At 66.3% G+C, this 18,431-nt stretch carries 15 protein-coding genes; 11 read left to right on the forward strand and 4 right to left on the reverse strand.

Annotation, left to right across the window (positions count from 1 at the left end; genetic code table 11):
• Window positions 1-140: 140 nt before the first annotated feature.
• A complete protein-coding gene (locus C3Y15_RS10645; protein WP_011881579.1) occupies window positions 141-899 on the reverse strand; it encodes a TIGR00730 family Rossman fold protein in 759 nt (252 codons plus the stop codon).
• A 1-nt stretch (window position 900) separates the two neighbouring features.
• Here C3Y15_RS10645 and polA point away from each other — a divergent pair, with 1 nt between their 5' ends.
• The 3 genes from polA to C3Y15_RS10660 all read left to right on the forward strand — a co-directional run bounded on the left by polA (window position 901) and on the right by C3Y15_RS10660 (window position 6,505).
• Window positions 901-3,654: a DNA polymerase I gene (gene polA, locus C3Y15_RS10650; protein WP_034194991.1), complete on the forward strand. Its 2,754-nt coding sequence runs from the start codon at window positions 901-903 to the stop codon at window positions 3,652-3,654.
• Window positions 3,655-3,931: 277 nt separating this feature from the next.
• Entirely contained in the window at window positions 3,932-5,266 is a 1,335-nt protein-coding gene (locus tag C3Y15_RS10655; RefSeq protein ID WP_046424659.1) for an NAD(P)/FAD-dependent oxidoreductase, read from the forward strand.
• Between the two features lie 363 nt (window positions 5,267-5,629).
• Entirely contained in the window at window positions 5,630-6,505 is an 876-nt protein-coding gene (locus C3Y15_RS10660; protein WP_014724693.1) for a dienelactone hydrolase family protein, read from the forward strand.
• Between the two features lie 49 nt (window positions 6,506-6,554).
• Here C3Y15_RS10660 and C3Y15_RS10665 read toward each other — a convergent pair whose 3' ends face one another.
• Together C3Y15_RS10665 and C3Y15_RS10670 are read right to left on the reverse strand one after the other, a co-directional pair.
• Entirely contained in the window at window positions 6,555-7,424 is an 870-nt protein-coding gene (locus C3Y15_RS10665; protein WP_059475539.1) for a sulfurtransferase, read from the reverse strand.
• A gap of 116 nt (window positions 7,425-7,540) precedes the next feature.
• Window positions 7,541-8,647, reverse strand: coding sequence for an aromatic ring-hydroxylating dioxygenase subunit alpha (locus C3Y15_RS10670; protein WP_014724695.1), 1,107 nt, complete (start codon window positions 8,645-8,647; stop codon window positions 7,541-7,543).
• A gap of 270 nt (window positions 8,648-8,917) precedes the next feature.
• Here C3Y15_RS10670 and C3Y15_RS10675 point away from each other — a divergent pair, with 270 nt between their 5' ends.
• The 4 genes from C3Y15_RS10675 (at window position 8,918) to folE2 (ending at window position 13,009) form a co-directional block, all read left to right on the forward strand.
• Window positions 8,918-9,211, forward strand: coding sequence for an exodeoxyribonuclease VII small subunit (locus C3Y15_RS10675; RefSeq protein ID WP_011881587.1), 294 nt, complete (start codon window positions 8,918-8,920; stop codon window positions 9,209-9,211).
• Window positions 9,208-10,092, forward strand: coding sequence for a polyprenyl synthetase family protein (locus C3Y15_RS10680; protein WP_011881588.1), 885 nt, complete (start codon window positions 9,208-9,210; stop codon window positions 10,090-10,092). The genes C3Y15_RS10675 and C3Y15_RS10680 overlap by 4 nt, the downstream gene beginning before the upstream one ends.
• 80 nt (window positions 10,093-10,172) lie before the next feature.
• Complete coding sequence (dxs, locus tag C3Y15_RS10685; RefSeq protein ID WP_014724697.1) at window positions 10,173-12,077, forward strand: 1-deoxy-D-xylulose-5-phosphate synthase; 1,905 nt, start codon at window positions 10,173-10,175, stop codon at window positions 12,075-12,077.
• 122 nt (window positions 12,078-12,199) lie between these two features.
• Window positions 12,200-13,009: a GTP cyclohydrolase FolE2 gene (folE2, locus tag C3Y15_RS10690; RefSeq protein ID WP_011881590.1), complete on the forward strand. Its 810-nt coding sequence runs from the start codon at window positions 12,200-12,202 to the stop codon at window positions 13,007-13,009.
• A gap of 113 nt (window positions 13,010-13,122) precedes the next feature.
• Here the strand turns inward: folE2 and tsaD are convergent, their stop codons facing one another.
• Window positions 13,123-14,163 carry a tRNA (adenosine(37)-N6)-threonylcarbamoyltransferase complex transferase subunit TsaD gene (gene tsaD / locus C3Y15_RS10695; protein WP_034194992.1) on the reverse strand — a complete coding sequence of 347 codons (1,041 nt, stop codon included), beginning with the start codon at window positions 14,161-14,163 and terminating at the stop codon, window positions 13,123-13,125.
• Between tsaD and C3Y15_RS10700 the strand changes: the two genes are divergently transcribed.
• The 4 genes from C3Y15_RS10700 to dnaG all read left to right on the forward strand — a co-directional run bounded on the left by C3Y15_RS10700 (window position 14,162) and on the right by dnaG (window position 18,406).
• Entirely contained in the window at window positions 14,162-15,511 is a 1,350-nt protein-coding gene (locus tag C3Y15_RS10700) for an NAD(P)/FAD-dependent oxidoreductase (protein WP_257786158.1), read from the forward strand. The two genes, tsaD and C3Y15_RS10700, sit on opposite strands and share 2 nt — an antisense overlap.
• Before the next feature lie 105 nt (window positions 15,512-15,616).
• Window positions 15,617-15,829, forward strand: a complete 213-nt coding sequence (rpsU, locus tag C3Y15_RS10705) for a 30S ribosomal protein S21 (protein WP_006479415.1) — start codon at window positions 15,617-15,619, stop codon at window positions 15,827-15,829.
• 185 nt (window positions 15,830-16,014) lie between these two features.
• Window positions 16,015-16,461, forward strand: a complete 447-nt coding sequence (locus tag C3Y15_RS10710) for a GatB/YqeY domain-containing protein (RefSeq protein WP_011881593.1) — start codon at window positions 16,015-16,017, stop codon at window positions 16,459-16,461.
• A 73-nt stretch (window positions 16,462-16,534) separates the two neighbouring features.
• Complete coding sequence (gene dnaG, locus C3Y15_RS10715) at window positions 16,535-18,406, forward strand: DNA primase (protein WP_014724700.1); 1,872 nt, start codon at window positions 16,535-16,537, stop codon at window positions 18,404-18,406.
• Window positions 18,407-18,431 lie beyond the last annotated feature (25 nt).

The raw sequence follows: 18,431 nt of genomic DNA on the forward strand, positions 1-18,431 counted from the left end.
TGACATTCGACCGCACGCGGCCGCGCGGCGCCGATTAATGCGAGGTTACAAAATGACACGCGGCAGGCAGCGCAATCGCGCCGCCTGCCGCGTGTGGACCGCGCGCTGCCGGCAATGCGCCGGCAGCGGCATCGTCCCGGTTACAGATAGAACATGCGGTCTTCTTCGGGGCGCGGCGGTTCGTCGTCGCCTTCCGGGCCTTCTTCTTCGCCGCTGTCCTCGTAGAAGGCGAGCACGGCGTCGAGCACCTGGTCGGGATCGTCGATCACCTGCATCAGGTCCATGTCTTCGGGATTGATCAGGCCCATCGGAATCAGCTGGTCGCGGAACCACTGCAGCAGCCCCTTCCAGAACTCGCTGCCGACGAGGATGATCGGCACGAGCCGCGACTTCTTCGTCTGGATCAGCGTGAGCACTTCGGACAGTTCGTCGAGCGTGCCGAAGCCGCCCGGCATCACGATCACCGCGTCGGAGTTCTTGACGAACGTGACCTTGCGCGTGAAGAAGTGGCGAAAGCGCAGCGAGATGTCCTGGTAATGGTTGCCGGCCTGCTCATGCGGCAATTCGATGTTCAGGCCGACCGACGGCGCCTTGCCGGCGTGCGCGCCCTTGTTCGCCGCTTCCATGATGCCGGGGCCGCCGCCGGAGATCACCGCGAAGCCGGCGTCGGACAGTTTGCGGGCGATTTGCGCGGCGAGCTTGTAGTGCGGCGTGTCGGGCTTGAGGCGGGCAGAACCGTAGATGCTGACGGCCGGACGGATCTCCGACAGGTACTCGGTTGCCTCGATAAACTCTGCCATAATCGTGAACATCTGCCACGATGCGCGCGCCTTCTTGGCCGTCGCGCGTTCTTGATCTGCGAGCGAACGCAGACTCGGAATCACTTTTCTCTTGTTCATAATGCCTGAAGAACGAAATCTGGAAGGTAAGACCCTGCTATTGGTTGACGGTTCGAGCTATCTGTATCGGGCTTACCATGCGATGCCTGATCTGCGTGGCCCTGGCGGGGAGCCGACCGGAGCGCTCTACGGAATCATCAACATGCTGCGCCGTATGCGCAAGGAAGTCAGTGCAGAGTATAGCGCTTGCGTGTTCGATGCAAAGGGCAAGACGTTCCGCGACGACCTTTATGCCGACTATAAGGCAAACCGTCCGTCGATGCCGCCCGATCTCGCCTTGCAGGTCGAGCCGATTCACGGCGCGGTGCGCGCGCTCGGCTGGCCGCTGCTGATGGTCGAGGGCGTCGAGGCCGACGACGTGATCGGCACGCTCGCGCGCGAGGCCGAGCAGCGCGGGATGAACGTGATCGTGTCGACCGGCGACAAGGATCTCGCACAGCTCGTGACCGAGCGCGTCACGCTCGTCAACACGATGACGAACGAGACGCTCGATCGCGACGGCGTGATCGCGAAGTTCGGCGTGCCGCCCGAGCGCATCATCGATTACCTCGCGCTGATCGGCGACACCGTCGACAACGTGCCGGGCGTCGAGAAGTGCGGGCCGAAGACGGCCGTGAAGTGGCTGTCGCAATACGACAGCCTCGACGGCGTGATCGAGCACGCAGGCGAGATCAAGGGCGTGGTCGGCGACAACCTGCGCCGCGCGCTCGACTTCCTGCCGCTCGGCCGCAAGCTCGTGACCGTCGACACGGCCTGCGATCTCGCACCGCATCTCGAATCGATCGAGGCGTCGCTGAAGACCGACGGCGAAGCACGCGACCTGCTGCGCGACATCTTCGCGCGTTACGGCTTCAAGACATGGCTGCGCGAGGTCGACAGCGCACCGCCGGAAGGCGGCGGCGCCGACGCGCGCGACGGCGAGCCGGCGCCGGTGGTCTCAACCGACATCGTGCGCGAGTACGAGACGATCCAGACCTGGGCGCAATTCGACGCGTGGTTCGCGAAGATCGATGCAGCCGCACTGACGGCGTTCGACACCGAAACCACGTCGCTCGATCCGATGACCGCACGACTCGTCGGGCTGTCGTTTTCGGTCGAGCCGGGCAAGGCCGCGTATCTGCCGGTCGCGCATCGCGGGCCCGATCTGCCCGAGCAACTGCCGCTCGACGACGTGCTCGCGCGCCTGAAGCCGTGGCTCGAAGCGGCCGACCGCAAGAAGGTCGGCCAGCATCTGAAGTACGACGCGCAGGTGCTCGCGAACTACGACATCGCGCTGAACGGCATCGAGCACGACACGCTGCTCGAGTCGTACGTGCTCGAATCGCACCGCACGCACGACATGGACAGCCTCGCGCTGCGCCATCTGGGCGTCAAAACGATCAAGTACGAAGACGTCGCAGGCAAGGGCGCGAAGCAGATCGGCTTCGACGAGGTGGCGCTCGACCAGGCCGCCGCGTACGCGGCCGAAGACGCCGACATCACGCTGCAGCTGCATCACGTGCTCTATCCGCAGATCGCACGCGAAGCGGGCCTCGAGCGCGTGTATCGCGAGATCGAGATGCCGGTGTCGCTGGTGCTGCGCAAGATGGAGCGCACCGGCGTGCTGATCGACGACGCGCTGTTGCACGCGCAAAGCAACGAGATCGCGACGCGGCTCATCGAGCTCGAAGGGCAGGCGTACGAGCTGGCCGGCGGCGAATTCAATCTCGGCTCGCCGAAGCAGATCGGCCAGATCTTCTTCGAGAAGCTGCAGTTGCCGGTCGTGAAGAAGACGCCGAGCGGCGCGCCGTCCACCGACGAAGAAGTGCTGCAGAAGCTCGCCGAGGATTACCCGCTGCCGAAGCTGCTGCTCGAGCATCGCGGGCTGTCGAAGCTGAAGTCGACCTACACCGACAAGCTGCCGCGCATGGTGAACCCCGCCACAGGCCGCGTACACACGAACTATGCGCAGGCCGTGGCGGTCACCGGCCGGCTCGCGTCGAACGAGCCGAACCTGCAGAACATCCCCGTGCGCACGGCCGAAGGCCGGCGCATTCGCGAAGCGTTCATCGCGTCGCCGGGCCATCGGATCGTGTCGGCCGACTATTCGCAGATCGAATTGCGGATCATGGCGCACATCTCCGGCGATGCGTCGTTGCTGCGCGCGTTCGCGCACGGCGAGGACATCCACCGCGCGACCGCGGCCGAAGTGTTCGGCGTGACGCCGCTCGAGGTGAATTCGGATCAGCGCCGCATCGCGAAGGTGATCAACTTCGGGTTGATCTACGGGATGAGCGCGTTCGGACTCGCATCGAATCTCGGCATCACGCGCGATGCGGCGAAGCTGTACATCGACCGCTATTTCGCGCGCTACCCGGGGGTCGCGCAGTACATGGAAGACACCCGTGCGGCGGCGAAGGACCAGGGCTATGTCGAAACGGTGTTCGGCCGTCGCCTGTGGCTGCCGGAAATCAACGGCGGCAACGGCCCGCGCCGGCAGGCGGCCGAGCGTGCCGCAATCAATGCACCGATGCAGGGCACGGCTGCCGATCTGATCAAGCTGTCGATGATCGCGGTCGACGACTGGCTCACGCGCGACCGGCTTGCATCGCGCATGATCATGCAGGTGCACGATGAACTGGTGCTCGAGGTGCCTGACGACGAGCTGTCGCTGGTGCGCGAGAAGCTGCCCGAAATGATGTGCGGCGTCGCGAAGCTGAAGGTGCCGCTGGTCGCCGAAGTCGGCGCCGGCGCGAACTGGGAAGAGGCCCACTGACGTATCGCGCGATTCCCGCTCCCTTCGGCATATTGTTGCGGGGATGCTGAATATCGAGATGGTTTGCTTGTGATCGACGCGCAAGCTCCGGACAATGCAGATCGGCAATTGATTGTTTCGGGGCTGCGCGCCCCGCGTTCCCTGGCTTGGACGCATCGGAGTGTGTTTCGAACTGCACATCGATGGTGTCCGAACCGGTTAATCCAGCGGGCGGCGCGAAGGCATCGCGTCTGCCTCGTCCGGCGGCAGCAGTGTCGAATCGCAAAGGGGGAATCGGATGCATCGGATTATCATCGTAGGCGGAGGCGCGGGCGGCCTCGAACTGGCGACCCGGCTCGGCGATCGTTACGGTGCGAGCGGCAATCGTCCCGCGCGTGCGCTCGTCACGCTCGTCGACCGCAATCCGACTCACATCTGGAAGCCGTTGCTGCACGAGGTCGCGGCCGGCAGCATGGACCCGTTCACGCAGGAGCTCGAATATGCGGCGCAGGCGCGCTGGCATGGCTTCGAGTTTCAGCAGGGCGAGCTGACCGCGCTCGATCGCACCGCGAAGCGCATCGCGCTGGCGCCGGTCAACGACAGCGACGGCGCGGAGCTGCTGCCCGCGCGCGATCTGGAATACGACACGCTGGTGATCGCGATCGGCAGCACGACGCACTTCTTCGGCGTGCAGGGCGCGGCGGAAAACGCGATCGCGCTCGATACGGTCGGCGAAGCCGAGCGCTTCCGCAAGCGCCTGATCGCTGCGTGCATGCGCGCCGAGCACCAGGCACCGGCTGAGCCCGCACCGGGCGCGGCCGCCGAGCCGCGCATCCAGGTCGTGATCGTCGGCGGCGGGGCGACGGGCGTCGAATTGTCGGCCGAACTGCGCAACACCGCGCAGGTGCTGTCCGTGTATGGGCTGCACAAGCTCGATCCGCGGCATGACGTCGGCATCGTGCTGATCGAATCGGGCCCGCGCATTCTCCCCGCGCTGCAGGAGCGCGTGTCGTCGGCGACGGCCGAACTGCTCGAGAAGCTCGGCGTTCGCCTGATGCTGGCCGAGCGCGTGACCGAAGTCGCGCCGGGATTCGTGCATACCGCGAGCGGCAAGGCCGTGCGCGCCGACCTCACGGTGTGGGCGGCCGGCATCAAGGCGCCGGCCGTGCTCGGGCAGCTGGACGGCCTGCAGGTCAACAAGCTCGGCCAGCTCGACGTGCGCCGTACGCTGCAGACCGTCATCGACGACAACGTGTTCGCACTCGGCGACTGCGCGGCATGCGCATGGCCCGGCCACGAACGCAACGTGCCGCCGCGCGCGCAGGCCGCGCATCAGCAGGCGAGCTTCCTGCTGAAGGCGATCGGATGCCGGCTCGACGGCCGGCCGCTGCCCGAGTTCACGTATCGCGATTTCGGTTCGCTCGTGTCGCTCGGCCACTTCAGCGCGGTCGGCAACCTGATGGGCGGGTTGATCGGCGGCAACATGCTGATCGAAGGGTTGTTCGCGCGGTTCATGTACATGTCGTTGTACCGGCTGCACGTCGCGGCGCTGCACGGCTATCCGCGCATGGTGCTCGATACGGTCGCGCACTGGCTGCGGCGGACGACGCTGCCGCGTGTGAAGCTGCACTAGTCGCGCGCGGTGGATGCGGGCATCGAGCGGGCAGCGCGTGACCGGCTGCGTCGATGCCCGCGGCACGTGCGATTGCCGCGCTGCGAGGTCCGCCTCCGACCAGCCGCGCACGCATGACGACACGCCGTTTCATTCGCGCGACGCGGTGGGTCGCGCGCCCGCCGACGAGCGGGACAGCCACGTCGGTAATCGAGTCTTACATCTCCGACAGTTGACGCGACAACGGATTATTGGGCATCTTGTGCGGGTTTCCGGTTGCGGCGGTGTGCCAGCCGCCGCGACATCCGCGTCGTTCGACGGCGCGACGCTCCGTCCGGTTCCGTTCGCGGCCATGACGGCGGCGCCCAATCGAGGAGTGCATTCATGTTGAAACCCGAAGTCGACAGCTTGGTCCCCCACGTTCCGTTCTCGCGCCGCAAGTTCATGCAGGCCGCGCTCGGCAGCGCCTTCGCGGCGGCCGTGCTGCCCGTGTCGGCGCAGACGATCACGACCGACAGCGCGGGGCTCGACGTCGACACGATCGAGATCCGTTCCGGCGATGCCAGCATCCCCGCGTATCGCGCGCAGCCGGTCGACAAGACGAATCTGCCGATCGTCATCGTGATCCACGAGATCTTCGGCGTGCATGCGCATATCGCCGATGTGTGCCGGCGCTTTGCGAAGCTCGGCTATCTCGCGATCGCGCCCGACCTGTTCGCGCGGCAGGGCAATGCGGCGAAGTATCCGACGATGAAGGATCTCTACGAGCACATCATCAGCAAGGTGCCCGACCGGCAGGTGACCGAGGATCTCGATGCGACCGTCGCGTGGGCCGGCAGGAACGGCGGCGATCCGGCGCGGCTCGGCGTGACGGGGTTCTGCTGGGGCGGCCGCCAGGCGTGGCTCTATGCGGAGCACAACCCGCACGTGCTCGCGGCGGTGGCGTGGTACGGCTTCGTCGAGGGCAAGACCGACGAGATGACGCCGTTCAATCCGGTCGATCATGCGTCGTTGCTGAAGGTGCCGGTGCTCGGCCTCTATGGCGAGAAGGACGCCAACATCACGCAGGCGTCGCTCGCCGACATGCGTAATGCGATCCAGACGAGCGATTCGAAGCGCGCGCGCCAGTCGGAGATCGTCGTGTATCCGGATGCCGGCCACGCGTTCTTCGCCGATTACCGGCCGAGCTACGTGAAGGCCGACGCCGAAGACGGGTGGAAACGCGCGATCGAGTGGTTCCAGAAGTACGGCGTGATGTAAGCGAACGGGCGGCGTCGGGAGCCGCCCGTTCGTCGCGCCGTGTCGGCGCTTACGGCGTGGGGCCGGTCGCGATCGGCCGCGCCGGATCGGCGCTCCATTCGCTCCACGAGCCCGGATACAGCGACGCGCCGTGCAGCCCCGCGATTTCGAGCGCGAGCGCGTTGTGGCATGCGGTCACGCCCGACCCGCATTGCAGGATCACGCTGTTCGGCTGGACGCCGGCCAGCAGTGCTGTGAACGTCTCGCGCAGCTCGTGGCCCGTCTTGAAGCGGCCGTCGGTCGAGAGATTGTCCTTGAAGAAGCGGTTGCGCGCGCCGGGAATATGGCCGCCGACACGATCGATCGTTTCGTTTTCGCCGCGATAGCGGTCCGGTGCCCGAGCGTCGATCACGATCCGCGCGCCCGACGCGATGTTCGCGAGCACGGCCGCAGCATCGATGGTCGACTCGAGCGGCGCGGCCGCGCGGAAGTCGCCGGCAGCCGGATGCTGCACGTCCGTCGTCAGCGGCTGGCCGGATGCCTCCCATGCCTGCAGACCGCCGTCGAGCACCGCCACGGAGTCGTGCCCGAGCCAGCGCAGCAACCACCACAGGCGCGCGGCATACGCGCCGCCGTGCGCATCATACGCAACCACCTGCTGGCCCTGCTTGACGCCGCGGCTGGCCATCAGCGAGGCCAGTGCGTCGCGGCTTGGCAGCGGATGGCGGCCGTTGGTGCCGGTCTTGCGCCCGGACAGGTCGCGATCGAGGTGCAGATACTGTGCGCCGGGAATATGGCCGGCTGCGTAAGCGGCTTCGCCCGCTGCCGGATCGGCGAGATCGAAGCGGCAGTCGAACACGGCGACGCTGCCCGGTGCCGCGGCCAGCCGCTCGGCGAGATTGGCGGCGGAGATGAGCGTGGTGTAGTGAGTGTGTGGCATGACGGCTCCCTGGAGTGCGAACGGCCCGATACCCGAAGTCTAAACAAAAAAGACGGGCCGAAGCCCGTCTTTTCATGATGCCGGATGCGTTACGCGGCCGGCCGTCGCGTGGGCGATCAGAGATCGCCGAGATGGCGGCGCAGGAACTCGTGGAAGTGCTGCATGCCGTCTTCCATCGGGCTCTGATACGGGCCGACCTGCGATTCGCCGCGCGCCATCAGCGCACGACGGCCTGCGTCCATCCGCATGGCGATTTCATCGTCCTCGACGGCCGTCTCCATATATGCGGCGCGCTCCGCCTCGACGAATTCGCGCTCGAACAGTGCGATTTCCTCGGGGTAATAGAACTCGACGATGTTGGTCGTCTTCTGCGGGCCGCGCGGAATCAGCCACGACACCACGAGCACGTGCGGATACCACTCGATCATCAGGCCCGGGTAATAGACCATCCAGATCGCCCCGAACTCAGGCGGTACGCCGTTGCGGAACTTGAGCACCTGCTCGTGCCACTTCTGGTAAGTCGCGCTGCCCGGCTTCGCGAGCGCGTTGTGCACGCCGACCGTCTGCACGCTGTACCATTCGCCGAACTCCCATTTGAGATCGTCGCACGACACGAAGCTGCCGAGGCCCGGGTGGAACGGGACGACGTGGTAGTCCTCGAGGTAGACCTCGATGAACGTCTTCCAGTTGTAATCGCACTCGTGCACTTCGACGTGATCGAACTGATATTCGGCGAAGTCGAAATGATGTTTCGTGCCGAGATTCGCGAGATCGCGCGCGACGTTGCGGCCTTCGGCCTCGAACAGTAGCCCCTGCCAGTTCTGCAGCGGGCTCTTGCCGAGGTTCAGGCACGGCTTGTCGGGGAAGTGCGGCGCGCCGAGCAGCCGGCCGTCCAGGTCGTAAGTCCAGCGGTGCAGCGGGCATACGATGTTCTGGGTGCGGCCGCGCCCATTGAGCATGATCGCCTGACGGTGACGGCAGACGTTCGACAGCAACTCGACCTGGTTCGCCTGATTGCGTACCAGCACGCGGCCTTCCTGTTCGGACGGCAGCGCAAAATAATCCCCCGCTTCGGGCACCATCAACTCGTGCCCGATGTAACGAGGTCCTTTCTTGAAGAGGGTTTCGATCTCGCGCTCAAGCAGCGCCTCATCGAAGTAAGCAGTGACTGGAAGCTGGCTATGAGCCGACTTCAACTGAAGCGCATCGCTCAGATTGGACATTCCCACTCCCGGTGATAGCGTGAAAGCAGTGAACAACCCAACCATCGAAAAATCGATTTAGGGAAACGGAGAATTATACCCGGATCCCCTCGTAAGGCCAGGATTAAGTGCCTGATTTGTGTCAATTTTTTGTCGGGCGTCGATGGGCCCGCGCATGGTCGGCGCCCGATACGGGGTCGCATGTGGGGCCGGGTACCCACGTCGGCAGGTCGGAAATTTCTCTTTTGCCGTAGAATGTCCGACTTGTTTTGCAATTTGACACCCTCGTCCATGGCGAAAACCGCATCCCCCGGCGACACCGCGGCCGGTAACGGCACCGAACCGTTGCCGGACAAGTACGAAACGGCGCTGGCGGAACTCGAATCGCTGGTTGCCCGGATGGAAGGCGGCGCGTTGAGCCTCGAGGATTCGCTTGCCGCGTATCGCCGCGGCGCGGCCCTCGTTGCGTTTTGCCAACAGCAGCTCGAGAAAGTGGAGCAACAGGTCCGCGTGCTCGACGGCGCGACGCTGAAGCCGCTTTCCTCCGGAACGGCCGCCACGGACGGCGACGACGACGATCTATGACATTCGAACAATGGATGCGGTCCGTACTTGACCGTGTCGAGGACGCACTCGGCCACTATTTGCCGGCCGACAACGTGGTGCCCACGCAACTCCACGAGGCGATGCGCTACGCGGTCCTCGGTGGGGGCAAACGCGTTCGCCCGCTGCTGTGCCATGCAGCGGGTGAGCTGACGGGCGCGACCGAAGCGGCGCGCAACGCGGCGGCGGCGGCGCTGGAGATGATCCACGTCTACTCGCTGGTGCACGACGACATGCCGTGCATGGACGACGACGCGCTGCGTCGCGGCAAGCCGACCGTGCACGTGCAGTACGACGAGCCGACGGCGCTGCTGGTCGGCGATGCGCTGCAGTCGCAGGCATTCGTCGCGCTGACGGATGCCGACGCGCTGTCGCCCGTGCAGCAGGCCGCGCTGGTGCGCGAGCTGGCGCTCGCGAGCGGCTCGATCGGCATGGCCGGCGGGCAGGCGATCGATCTGGCGAGCGTCGGCCTGAAGCTGACGCGCGAGCAGCTCGAGACGATGCACCGGATGAAGACCGGCGCGCTGTTGCGCGCCGCTGTGCGGATGGGCGCGCTGGCAGGCGAGACGCCGTCGGCGGATGCGATGGCCGCACTCGATGTGTACGCGGGGGCCGTGGGCCTGGCGTTCCAGGTCGTCGACGACATTCTCGACGTCACGACCGATTCGGCGACGCTCGGCAAGACGGCTGGCAAGGATGCAGCGAACGACAAGCCGACCTACGTATCGATCCTCGGCCTCGACGCATCGCGTGAGCTCGCAGCGCAGCTGCGCGCTGAAGCGCACGATGCGCTGAAACCGTTCGGCGCGCGCGCACAGCGTCTCGCCGAACTTGCCGACCTGGTAGTGAACCGGGTCAGCTGACGCGAAGCCCGCCGCTGCGCACACGCTACGGTGCGTGCAATAGAATGCGGGCGCGTTTGATTTCCTACAATGGAACGACGATGTACGACTTGCTGAAAACCATCGACGACCCGGCGGATCTGCGCCGCCTCGATCGTCGCCAACTGCAACCGCTCGCGGATGAACTGCGCGCGTTCGTGCTCGACAGCGTGTCGAAGACGGGCGGCCATCTGTCGTCCAACCTCGGGACGGTCGAGCTGACGATCGCGTTGCACTACGTGTTCAACACGCCGAACGACCGGATCGTCTGGGACGTGGGTCATCAGACCTACCCGCACAAGATCCTGACCGGCCGCCGCGACCAGATGCACACGCTGCGCCAGTACGACGGCATCTCGGGCTTCCCGCGCCGCAGCGAGTCCGAGTACGACACGTTCGGCACCGCGCATTCGAGCACGTCGATCTCGGCGGCGCTCGGGATGGCGATCGGCAGCCAGCTGAACGGCGACGACCGCTTCTCGATCGCGGTGATCGGCGACGGCGCGATGACGGCCGGCATGGCGTTCGAGGCGATGAACAACGCGGGCGTGTCGGAGGATGCGAAGCTGCTCGTGATCCTCAACGACAACGACATGTCGATTTCGCCGCCGGTCGGCGCGCTGAACCGCCATCTCGCACGCCTGATGTCGGGCCGCTTCTACGCGGCCGCGCGCGCGGGCGTCGAGCGCGTGCTGAGCGTGGCGCCGCCGGTGCTCGAGCTTGCGCGCAAGCTCGAGGAGCACGCGAAGGGCATGGTCGTGCCGGCCACGTTGTTCGAGGAATTCGGCTTCAACTACATCGGCCCGATCGACGGTCACGATCTCGATTCGCTGATCCCGACGCTGCAGAACATCCGCGAGCTGCGCGGTCCGCAGTTCCTGCACGTGGTCACGAAGAAAGGCCAGGGCTACAAGCTCGCCGAAGCCGATCCGGTGCTCTACCACGGCCCCGGCAAGTTCAATCCGGCCGAAGGCATCAAGCCGTCCGCCACGCCGGCGAAGAAGACCTACACGCAGGTGTTCGGCGAATGGCTGTGCGACGAAGCCGAGCGCGATTCACGCGTCGTCGGCATCACGCCGGCCATGCGCGAAGGCTCCGGCATGGTCGAGTTCGAGAAGCGCTTCAAGGATCGCTACTACGACGTCGGCATCGCCGAGCAGCACGCGGTGACGTTCGCTGGCGGGCTCGCGACCGAAGGGCTCAAGCCGGTCGTCGCGATCTACTCGACGTTCCTGCAGCGTGCGTACGACCAGCTGATCCACGACGTCGCGCTGCAGAACCTGCCGGTCGTGTTCGCGATCGACCGCGCGGGCCTCGTCGGCGCCGACGGTGCGACGCACGCGGGTGCATACGATCTCGCGTTCATGCGCTGCATCCCGAACATGACGATCATGGCCGCGTCCGACGAGAACGAATGCCGGCAGATGCTGCACACGGCGCTTCAGCAGCCGAACCCGACCGCCGTGCGCTATCCGCGCGGCTCGGGCACCGGCGTGGCGACGGTCAAGGAGTTCACCGCGCTTCCGATCGGCAAGGGCGAAGTGCGCCGCCGTTCGTCGCAGCCGGAAGGCAAGCGCGTCGCGATCCTCGCGTTCGGCACGATGGTCGCGCCGTCGCTCGCGGCGGCCGACGAGCTCGACGCAACGGTCGCGAACATGCGCTTCGTGAAGCCGATCGACGCGGCGCTCGTGCGTGAGCTCGCCGAGACGCACGACTATCTCGTCACGGTCGAGGAAGGCTGCCTGATGGGTGGCGCAGGTTCCGCGTGCGTCGAAGCCCTGATGGAGAGTGGGGTTATCCGACCCGTACTACAATTGGGCCTCCCTGACCAGTTCATCGATCACGGCGACCCCGCGAAGCTGCTGTCGCAATGCGGCCTCGACAGCGCGGGCATCGCGAAGTCGATTCGCGAACGCTTCCTCAGCCCGGTAGCCGATCTCGCCGGCGAGGCGAAGCGCGTCGCATAAACTGGCGCAACCGGTCTTCACTGATGCGACAAACATGGGCCTGCGGGCCCATGTTGCTTTTGTGCTGCCGCATGACGCGGCGTGCGCGTCGTCGGACGCGCGGACAACAAGGATTGAACAAGATGAACCAGATGAACCCCGCCTTCGTGATGCCCGACGTGCAAAGCACGGTCGATACCCGTCAGATTCCGATTCAGCGCGTGGGCGTGAAGGCGGTCCGGCATCCGTTGACGGTCTGCACCGAGAGCGGCGACGTGCAGCCGAGCGTCGGTGTCTGGAACCTCGACGTTCGCCTGCCGGCCGATCAGAAGGGTACGCACATGTCGCGCTTCGTCGCGCTGCTCGAAGAGAACCGTGCGCCGCTGACGGTCGAGCGTTTTCGCGCGATGCTCGCGTCGATGCTGGAGAAGCTGGAGGCGCAGGCCGGCCGCATCGAAGTGACGTTTCCGTACTTCGTGAACAAGACGGCGCCGGTGTCGGGCGTGCAGAGCCTGCTCGACTATGAAGTCACGCTCGCGGGCGAAAGCCGCGACGGCCACACGCGCGTGTTTCTGAAGGTGCTGGTGCCGGTGACGAGCCTGTGCCCGTGCTCGAAGAAGATCTCGCAGTACGGTGCGCACAACCAGCGCTCGCACGTGACGATCGATGCCGAACTCGCGGGCGACCTGCCGGTCGAGGCGCTGATCCGCATCGCGGAGGAAGAGGCGTCGTGCGAGCTGTGGGGTTTGCTGAAGCGTCCGGACGAGAAGTTCGTCACGGAGCGCGCATACGAGAATCCGAAGTTCGTCGAGGATCTGGTGCGCGACGTTGCGCAGCGTCTCGATGCGGACGAGCGCGTGATCGCCTACGTGCTCGAAGCCGAGAACTTCGAATCGATCCACAATCACAGCGCATATGCGCTGATCGAGCGCGACAAGCGGCTCGCGGCGTAACGCCGGGTTGTCGGTATCGGTTCGCCGGTTCGTATCGGCGCTGAAATGAAAACAGGCTGCTCGCGATCGGGCAGCCTGTTTGTTTTGCGGCGTCTATCGGCGCGGTGCGCGCGTCAGCGTGCGAGCGATGCGAGATCCCAGCGCGGTTTCACCGTGAACGCATAGTCGGTGTTCGCCTGCTCCGGCCAGCGGCCGAGCCGCAGCGCGCCGGCCAGCGCGATCATCGCGCCGTTGTCGGTGCACAGCGCGAGGTCGGGGTAGTGCACGTCGAAGCCGCGCTTCGCGGCCGCAGCCGACAGCGCCGCGCGCAACTGGCGGTTCGCCCCGACGCCGCCGGCCACCACCAGTCGCTTGAGCTTCGTCTGCTTCAGCGCGGCGAGCGACTTTGCGACGAGCACGTCGACCGCCGCGTCGACGAAGCCGCGTGCGAGGTCAGCCTTCGCGCGTTCGAGCGCGTCGCCTTCCAGCTTCGCTGCTTCGAATTTCTTCATCTGTGTGAGCACGGCCGTCTTCAGGCCGCTGAAGCTGAAATCGAGGTCGCCCGAATGCAGCATCGGGCGCGGCAGCACGACCGCGCCGGGCGTGCCGGTTTCCGCGAGCCGCGATACTTCCGGGCCGCCCGGATAGCCGAGGCCGATCAGCTTCGCCGTCTTGTCGAACGCTTCGCCGGCCGCGTCGTCGAGCGTCTCGCCGAGCGTTTCATACACGCCGACGTCGGTCACGCGCATCAGTTGCGTGTGGCCGCCCGACACCAGCAGCGCGATGAACGGGAACGGCGGCGGTGCGTCGACGAGCAGCGGCGACAGCAGATGGCCTTCGAGATGATGGATGCCGATCGTCGGCTTGTTCCATGCGAGCGCGAGCGCGTTCGCGATGCTTGCGCCCACCAGCAGCGCGCCGGCGAGGCCCGGCCCTTGCGTGAATGCGATCGCGTCGATGTCGTCGCGATGCGTGCCGCTCTGGGTCATGACTTCGTCGAGCAGCGGCAGCGCGCGGCGAATGTGGTCGCGCGATGCGAGCTCGGGCACGACGCCGCCGTATTCGCGGTGCATCGCGATCTGCGAATGGAGCGCGTGTGCGAGCAGGCCGCGCTGCGTGTCGTAGAGCGCGAGGCCGGTTTCGTCGCAGGAGCTTTCGATGCCGAGAACGAGCATGGGTCGGGAAGGCGCGTGCCGTAGCGGCGCGCAGCGGGAGGTAAACGTAACCCGAAATTATAGCAGGCGAAGGCTGCGCGCCGGCTCCGCGGCCCGGGTGCGAGGTCGGACAGGTACAATCCGCGCCATGGAAACTTACGATATCGCCGTGATCGGCGCGGGCGCCGCCGGGATGATGAGCGCCGCGGTGGCCGGGCAGCTCGGCCGCCGCGTCGTGCTGGTCGATCACGCGCCGCGTCTCGCCGAGAAAATCCGCATCTCGGGCGGCGGCCGCTGCAACTTCACGAATCTCTACGCGGGGCCCGACAACTACCTGTCGTCGAATCCGCATTTCGCGCGCTCGGCGCTGGCGCGCTACACGCCGCGCGACTTCGTCGGCCTGCTCAAGCGCCATCAAGTGAGCTGGCACGAGAAGCACAAAGGGCAGCTGTTCTGCGATCACGGCAGCGACGCAATCATCGACGTGCTCAAGCACGAATGCGACGCCGGCGGCATCGCGTGGCGCCGCCCGGTGGTCGTCGACGCCGTGCGCCACGCGCCGGACGACGGTTTCACGCTCGACACGCAGCAGGCGGGGGCGATCCGCGCCAGGGCGTTGATCGTCGCGACCGGCGGCCTGTCGATCCCGAAGATCGGCGCGACCGATTTCGGCTACCGGCTCGCGAAGCAGTTCGGCCACAAGCTGATCGACACGCGGCCGGCCCTCGTGCCGATGACGTTCGCATCGCAGGATTGGGAGCCGTTCGCGGCGCTGTCCGGTGTGTCGCTCGAGGTGCGCGTGTCGACCGGCGACAAGAAGCGCGGCGGCGAATTCGTCGAAGACCTGCTGCTGACGCATCGCGGCCTGTCCGGCCCCGGTATCCTGCAGATCTCGAGCTACTGGCAGCCCGGCGATCCGATCCGCATCGACCTGCTTCCGCAGCGCGACGCCGTCGCGGAGCTGCTCGACGCGAAGCGCACGTCGAAGCGTCAGATCGGCTCGCTGCTCGCCGACTGGGTGCCGTCGCGCCTTGCGCACGTGTGGCTCGACACGCATCGCGTGGCGGCCGATGCGCGGCTCGCCGACTTGCCCGACCGGACGCTGCGCCAGATCGGCGACGCGCTGGCCGGCTGGACGCTGACGCCCAACGGCACCGAAGGCTACAAGAAGGCGGAGGTGACGAAGGGCGGCGTCGATACGCGCGAGCTGTCGTCGGCGACGATGATGAGCGCGCGGGTGCCCGGGCTGTTCTTCATCGGCGAGGTCGTCGACGTGACGGGCTGGCTCGGCGGCTACAACTTTCAGTGGGCATGGGCGTCGGGGACGGCCGCGGGAGAAGCCGCGGCGGAGTTCAGCCGCGCCGCGTGACGTGCGGCGCAGCGCCGCGCGCGGCGGGGCCCGGCCCTTATCCCTCGCGAGGTCGCTCTGCTATACTCGTGAATCTTCCCTGCAAACCTTTATTCGTGTCGGATCATGACGATCATTCGCGTTAAAGAAAACGAGCCGTTCGAAGTCGCCATGCGCCGCTTCAAGCGCACGATCGAGAAGAACGGTCTGCTGACCGAGCTTCGTGCGCGGGAGTTTTACGAAAAGCCGACGGCGGAGCGCAAGCGTAAGAAGGCTGCAGCGGTGAAGCGCCACTACAAGCGCATCCGCAGCCAGACGCTGCCGAAGAAGCTGTACTGAACGATTGAGCGCCGCGCGGTTCGCTGAGCGGCGCACCGGCGAGCTTCGCACGCTCGGCCCCGGTCCGGGGTCGCGAGTCGCCGATGCAGGATTCGAGCAACCCGCTTGAGACATGTTCCCAAGCGGGTTTTTGTGTTGACGCCCGGTTGCGGGCGTCGAAGTCACGTTTTCATCCCGGGTGCAAGATGAGTTTGAAAGAGCAGATCAGCGAAGACATGAAGACCGCGATGCGCGCCAAGGACAGCGAGCGTCTCGCGACGATTCGCCTGCTGATGGCCGCGATCAAGCAGCGCGAAGTCGACGATCGGGTGACGCTCGACGACGCGGGCATCACCGCGGTGATCGACAAGATGATCAAGCAGCGCAAGGACTCGATCAGCCAGTTCCAGGCCGCCGGCCGCGACGATCTCGTCGCGAAGGAACAAGCCGAGCTCGACGTGCTGGGCGCGTACATGCCCGCGCAGCTGTCGGACGCCGAGGTGGCCGCCGAAGTGCAGGCCGCCGTCGCCGCCACGGGCGCAGCCGGCCCGCAGGATATGGGCAAGGTGATGGGCGTGCTGAAGGGCAAGCTCGCCGGCCGCGCCGACATGACGGCCGTTTCCGCCCTGGTCAAGGCGGCGCTGTCCAGCTGACACCCACATCCCGGCGCGCGCGTCGCCACGCGCGCGCCGGGCGTCGTATGGCCCTTTCTCGCTCGATCCCACGGTGATTCCGCATTCGTTCCTGCAGGACTTGCTGAACCGCGTCGATATCGTCGACGTGGTGGGGCGTTACGTGCAGCTCAAGAAGGGCGGCGCGAACTTCATGGGCTTGTGCCCGTTCCACAACGAGAAGAGCCCGTCGTTCACCGTCAGCCCGACCAAGCAGTTCTATCACTGCTTCGGCTGCGGCGCGCACGGCACCGCGATCGGCTTTCTGATGGAGCACGCGGGGCTGACCTTCCCGGAAGCCGTGCAGGAGCTCGCGCAGTCGGTCGGGCTGACCGTGCCGCACGAGCCGTCGATGCGCGGCGGTGCGGGCGGCGGCGGTGGCGACTATCCGGCGCCGGTGTCGAAATCGGTCGCGACCGCGCTGTCCGACGTGATGTCCGTCGCGTGCGACTACTACCGCAAGCAGTTGCGCGGTGCGACCGTCGCGATCCAGTATCTGAAGAACCGGGGCCTGACCGGCGAGATCGCCGCCCGCTTCGGCCTCGGCTATGCGCCGGACGGCTGGCAGAACCTCGAAAGCGCGTTCCCCGACTACCGCGACGACTCGCTCGTCGAATCGGGGCTCGTGATCGTCAGCGAAAAGACCGACGCGCAAGGCGCCGCGCGACGCTACGACCGGTTCCGCGAGCGCATCATGTTCCCGATCCGCAACGTGAAGGGGCAGGTGATCGGCTTCGGCGGGCGCGTGCTCGGCAGCGGCGAGCCGAAGTACCTGAACTCGCCCGAAACGCCGCTGTTCAACAAGGGCAGCGAACTGTACGGGCTGTTCGAGGCGCGCCTCGCGATCCGCGAGCGCAAGTACGTGCTCGTCGTCGAAGGCTACATGGACGTCGTCGCGCTCGCGCAGCTCGGTTTTCCGAACGCGGTCGCGACGCTCGGCACGGCCTGCACGCCGATCCACGTGCAGAAGCTGCTGCGCCAGACCGATACGGTGATCTTCAGCTTCGACGGCGATTCGGCCGGCCGGCGCGCCGCGCGCCGCGCGCTCGAAGCGTGCCTGCCGCATGCGGCCGACAACCGGACGATCCGCTTCCTGTTCCTGCCGCCCGAGCACGATCCGGACAGCTATGTGCGCGAATTCGGCGCCGATGCATTCTCGGAGCAGGTCGAGCGTGCGATGCCGCTGTCGCAATTTCTGTTGAACGAAGCGATCGCCGGCAAGGCGCTCGACCAGCCGGAAGGCCGCGCGAAGGCGCTGTTCGACGCAAAGCCGTTGCTGCAGGCGCTGCCGGCCAACGCGTTGCGCGCGCAGATCATGCACATGTTCGCTGACCGCCTGCACATCCCGTTCGAGGAAGTCGCGGCGCTGTCGGAGGTCGACGCGCGCATCGCGGCGGCGCCGCGCCAGGCGCCCGCGCGCAGCGAGCGGCGGCGCGTGACCGACAGCGAAAAGCGTGCGTTGCGTACGCTGGTGATGTACCCGCGGATCGCGACCGCGCTCGACGACGAGCAGCTTGCGACCCTGCGGACGCTGCCGCGGATCGGCGAGCTGTTCGCCGAAGTGGCCGAGCACGCGCGCGCGCTGGGCGACGGCGCGGAGTTCCGGCTGCTGTCCGATGTGCTGCGAGCCTCGTCGAACAGCGCGACTTACGACGAAATCTTCCGCGAAATTCTGGACTATGATGAAAACGTCCGCGATCTGCTGTTACAGAATCCGGAGGACGAGACGGTGTTCGAGCGACAGCGCGAACAGGAGCGGATCGCCGGGGAGGAATTGCAGGCGGCCGTGCTGAAGATGCGCTACGACGCCTGCTGCGACCGGCTCGACCGGCTGGCGCGGCAATCGACGTTCACGCCCGAGGAGCTGACCGAGTTGACGGAATTGAACCAGCAGCGAACCGACATGAAACGTCGGCTCGGGCTGTAGGCGGCCGGGGCGTCAGGAGAGGGCT

The sequence above is a fragment of the Burkholderia sp. B10 genome (genome assembly GCF_004368385.1).
Classification (GTDB): Bacteria; Pseudomonadota; Gammaproteobacteria; order Burkholderiales; family Burkholderiaceae; genus Burkholderia; species Burkholderia vietnamiensis.

Bases quoted from the DNA above. Each gene is read 5' to 3' on its own strand.
- C3Y15_RS10645 (WP_011881579.1), bottom strand. From the start codon at position 899: ATGAACAAGAGAAAAGTGATTCCGAGTCTGCGTTCGCTCGCAGATCAA.
- polA (WP_034194991.1), top strand. From the start codon at position 901: ATGCCTGAAGAACGAAATCTGGAAGGTAAGACCCTGCTATTGGTTGAC.
- C3Y15_RS10655 (WP_046424659.1), top strand. From the start codon at position 3,932: ATGCATCGGATTATCATCGTAGGCGGAGGCGCGGGCGGCCTCGAACTG.
- C3Y15_RS10660 (WP_014724693.1), top strand. From the start codon at position 5,630: ATGTTGAAACCCGAAGTCGACAGCTTGGTCCCCCACGTTCCGTTCTCG.
- C3Y15_RS10665 (WP_059475539.1), bottom strand. From the start codon at position 7,424: ATGCCACACACTCACTACACCACGCTCATCTCCGCCGCCAATCTCGCC.
- C3Y15_RS10670 (WP_014724695.1), bottom strand. From the start codon at position 8,647: ATGTCCAATCTGAGCGATGCGCTTCAGTTGAAGTCGGCTCATAGCCAG.
- C3Y15_RS10675 (WP_011881587.1), top strand. From the start codon at position 8,918: ATGGCGAAAACCGCATCCCCCGGCGACACCGCGGCCGGTAACGGCACC.
- C3Y15_RS10680 (WP_011881588.1), top strand. From the start codon at position 9,208: ATGACATTCGAACAATGGATGCGGTCCGTACTTGACCGTGTCGAGGAC.
- dxs (WP_014724697.1), top strand. From the start codon at position 10,173: ATGTACGACTTGCTGAAAACCATCGACGACCCGGCGGATCTGCGCCGC.
- folE2 (WP_011881590.1), top strand. From the start codon at position 12,200: ATGAACCAGATGAACCCCGCCTTCGTGATGCCCGACGTGCAAAGCACG.
- C3Y15_RS10700 (WP_257786158.1), top strand. From the start codon at position 14,162: ATGGGTCGGGAAGGCGCGTGCCGTAGCGGCGCGCAGCGGGAGGTAAAC.
- tsaD (WP_034194992.1), bottom strand. From the start codon at position 14,163: ATGCTCGTTCTCGGCATCGAAAGCTCCTGCGACGAAACCGGCCTCGCG.
- rpsU (WP_006479415.1), top strand. From the start codon at position 15,617: ATGACGATCATTCGCGTTAAAGAAAACGAGCCGTTCGAAGTCGCCATG.
- C3Y15_RS10710 (WP_011881593.1), top strand. From the start codon at position 16,015: ATGAGTTTGAAAGAGCAGATCAGCGAAGACATGAAGACCGCGATGCGC.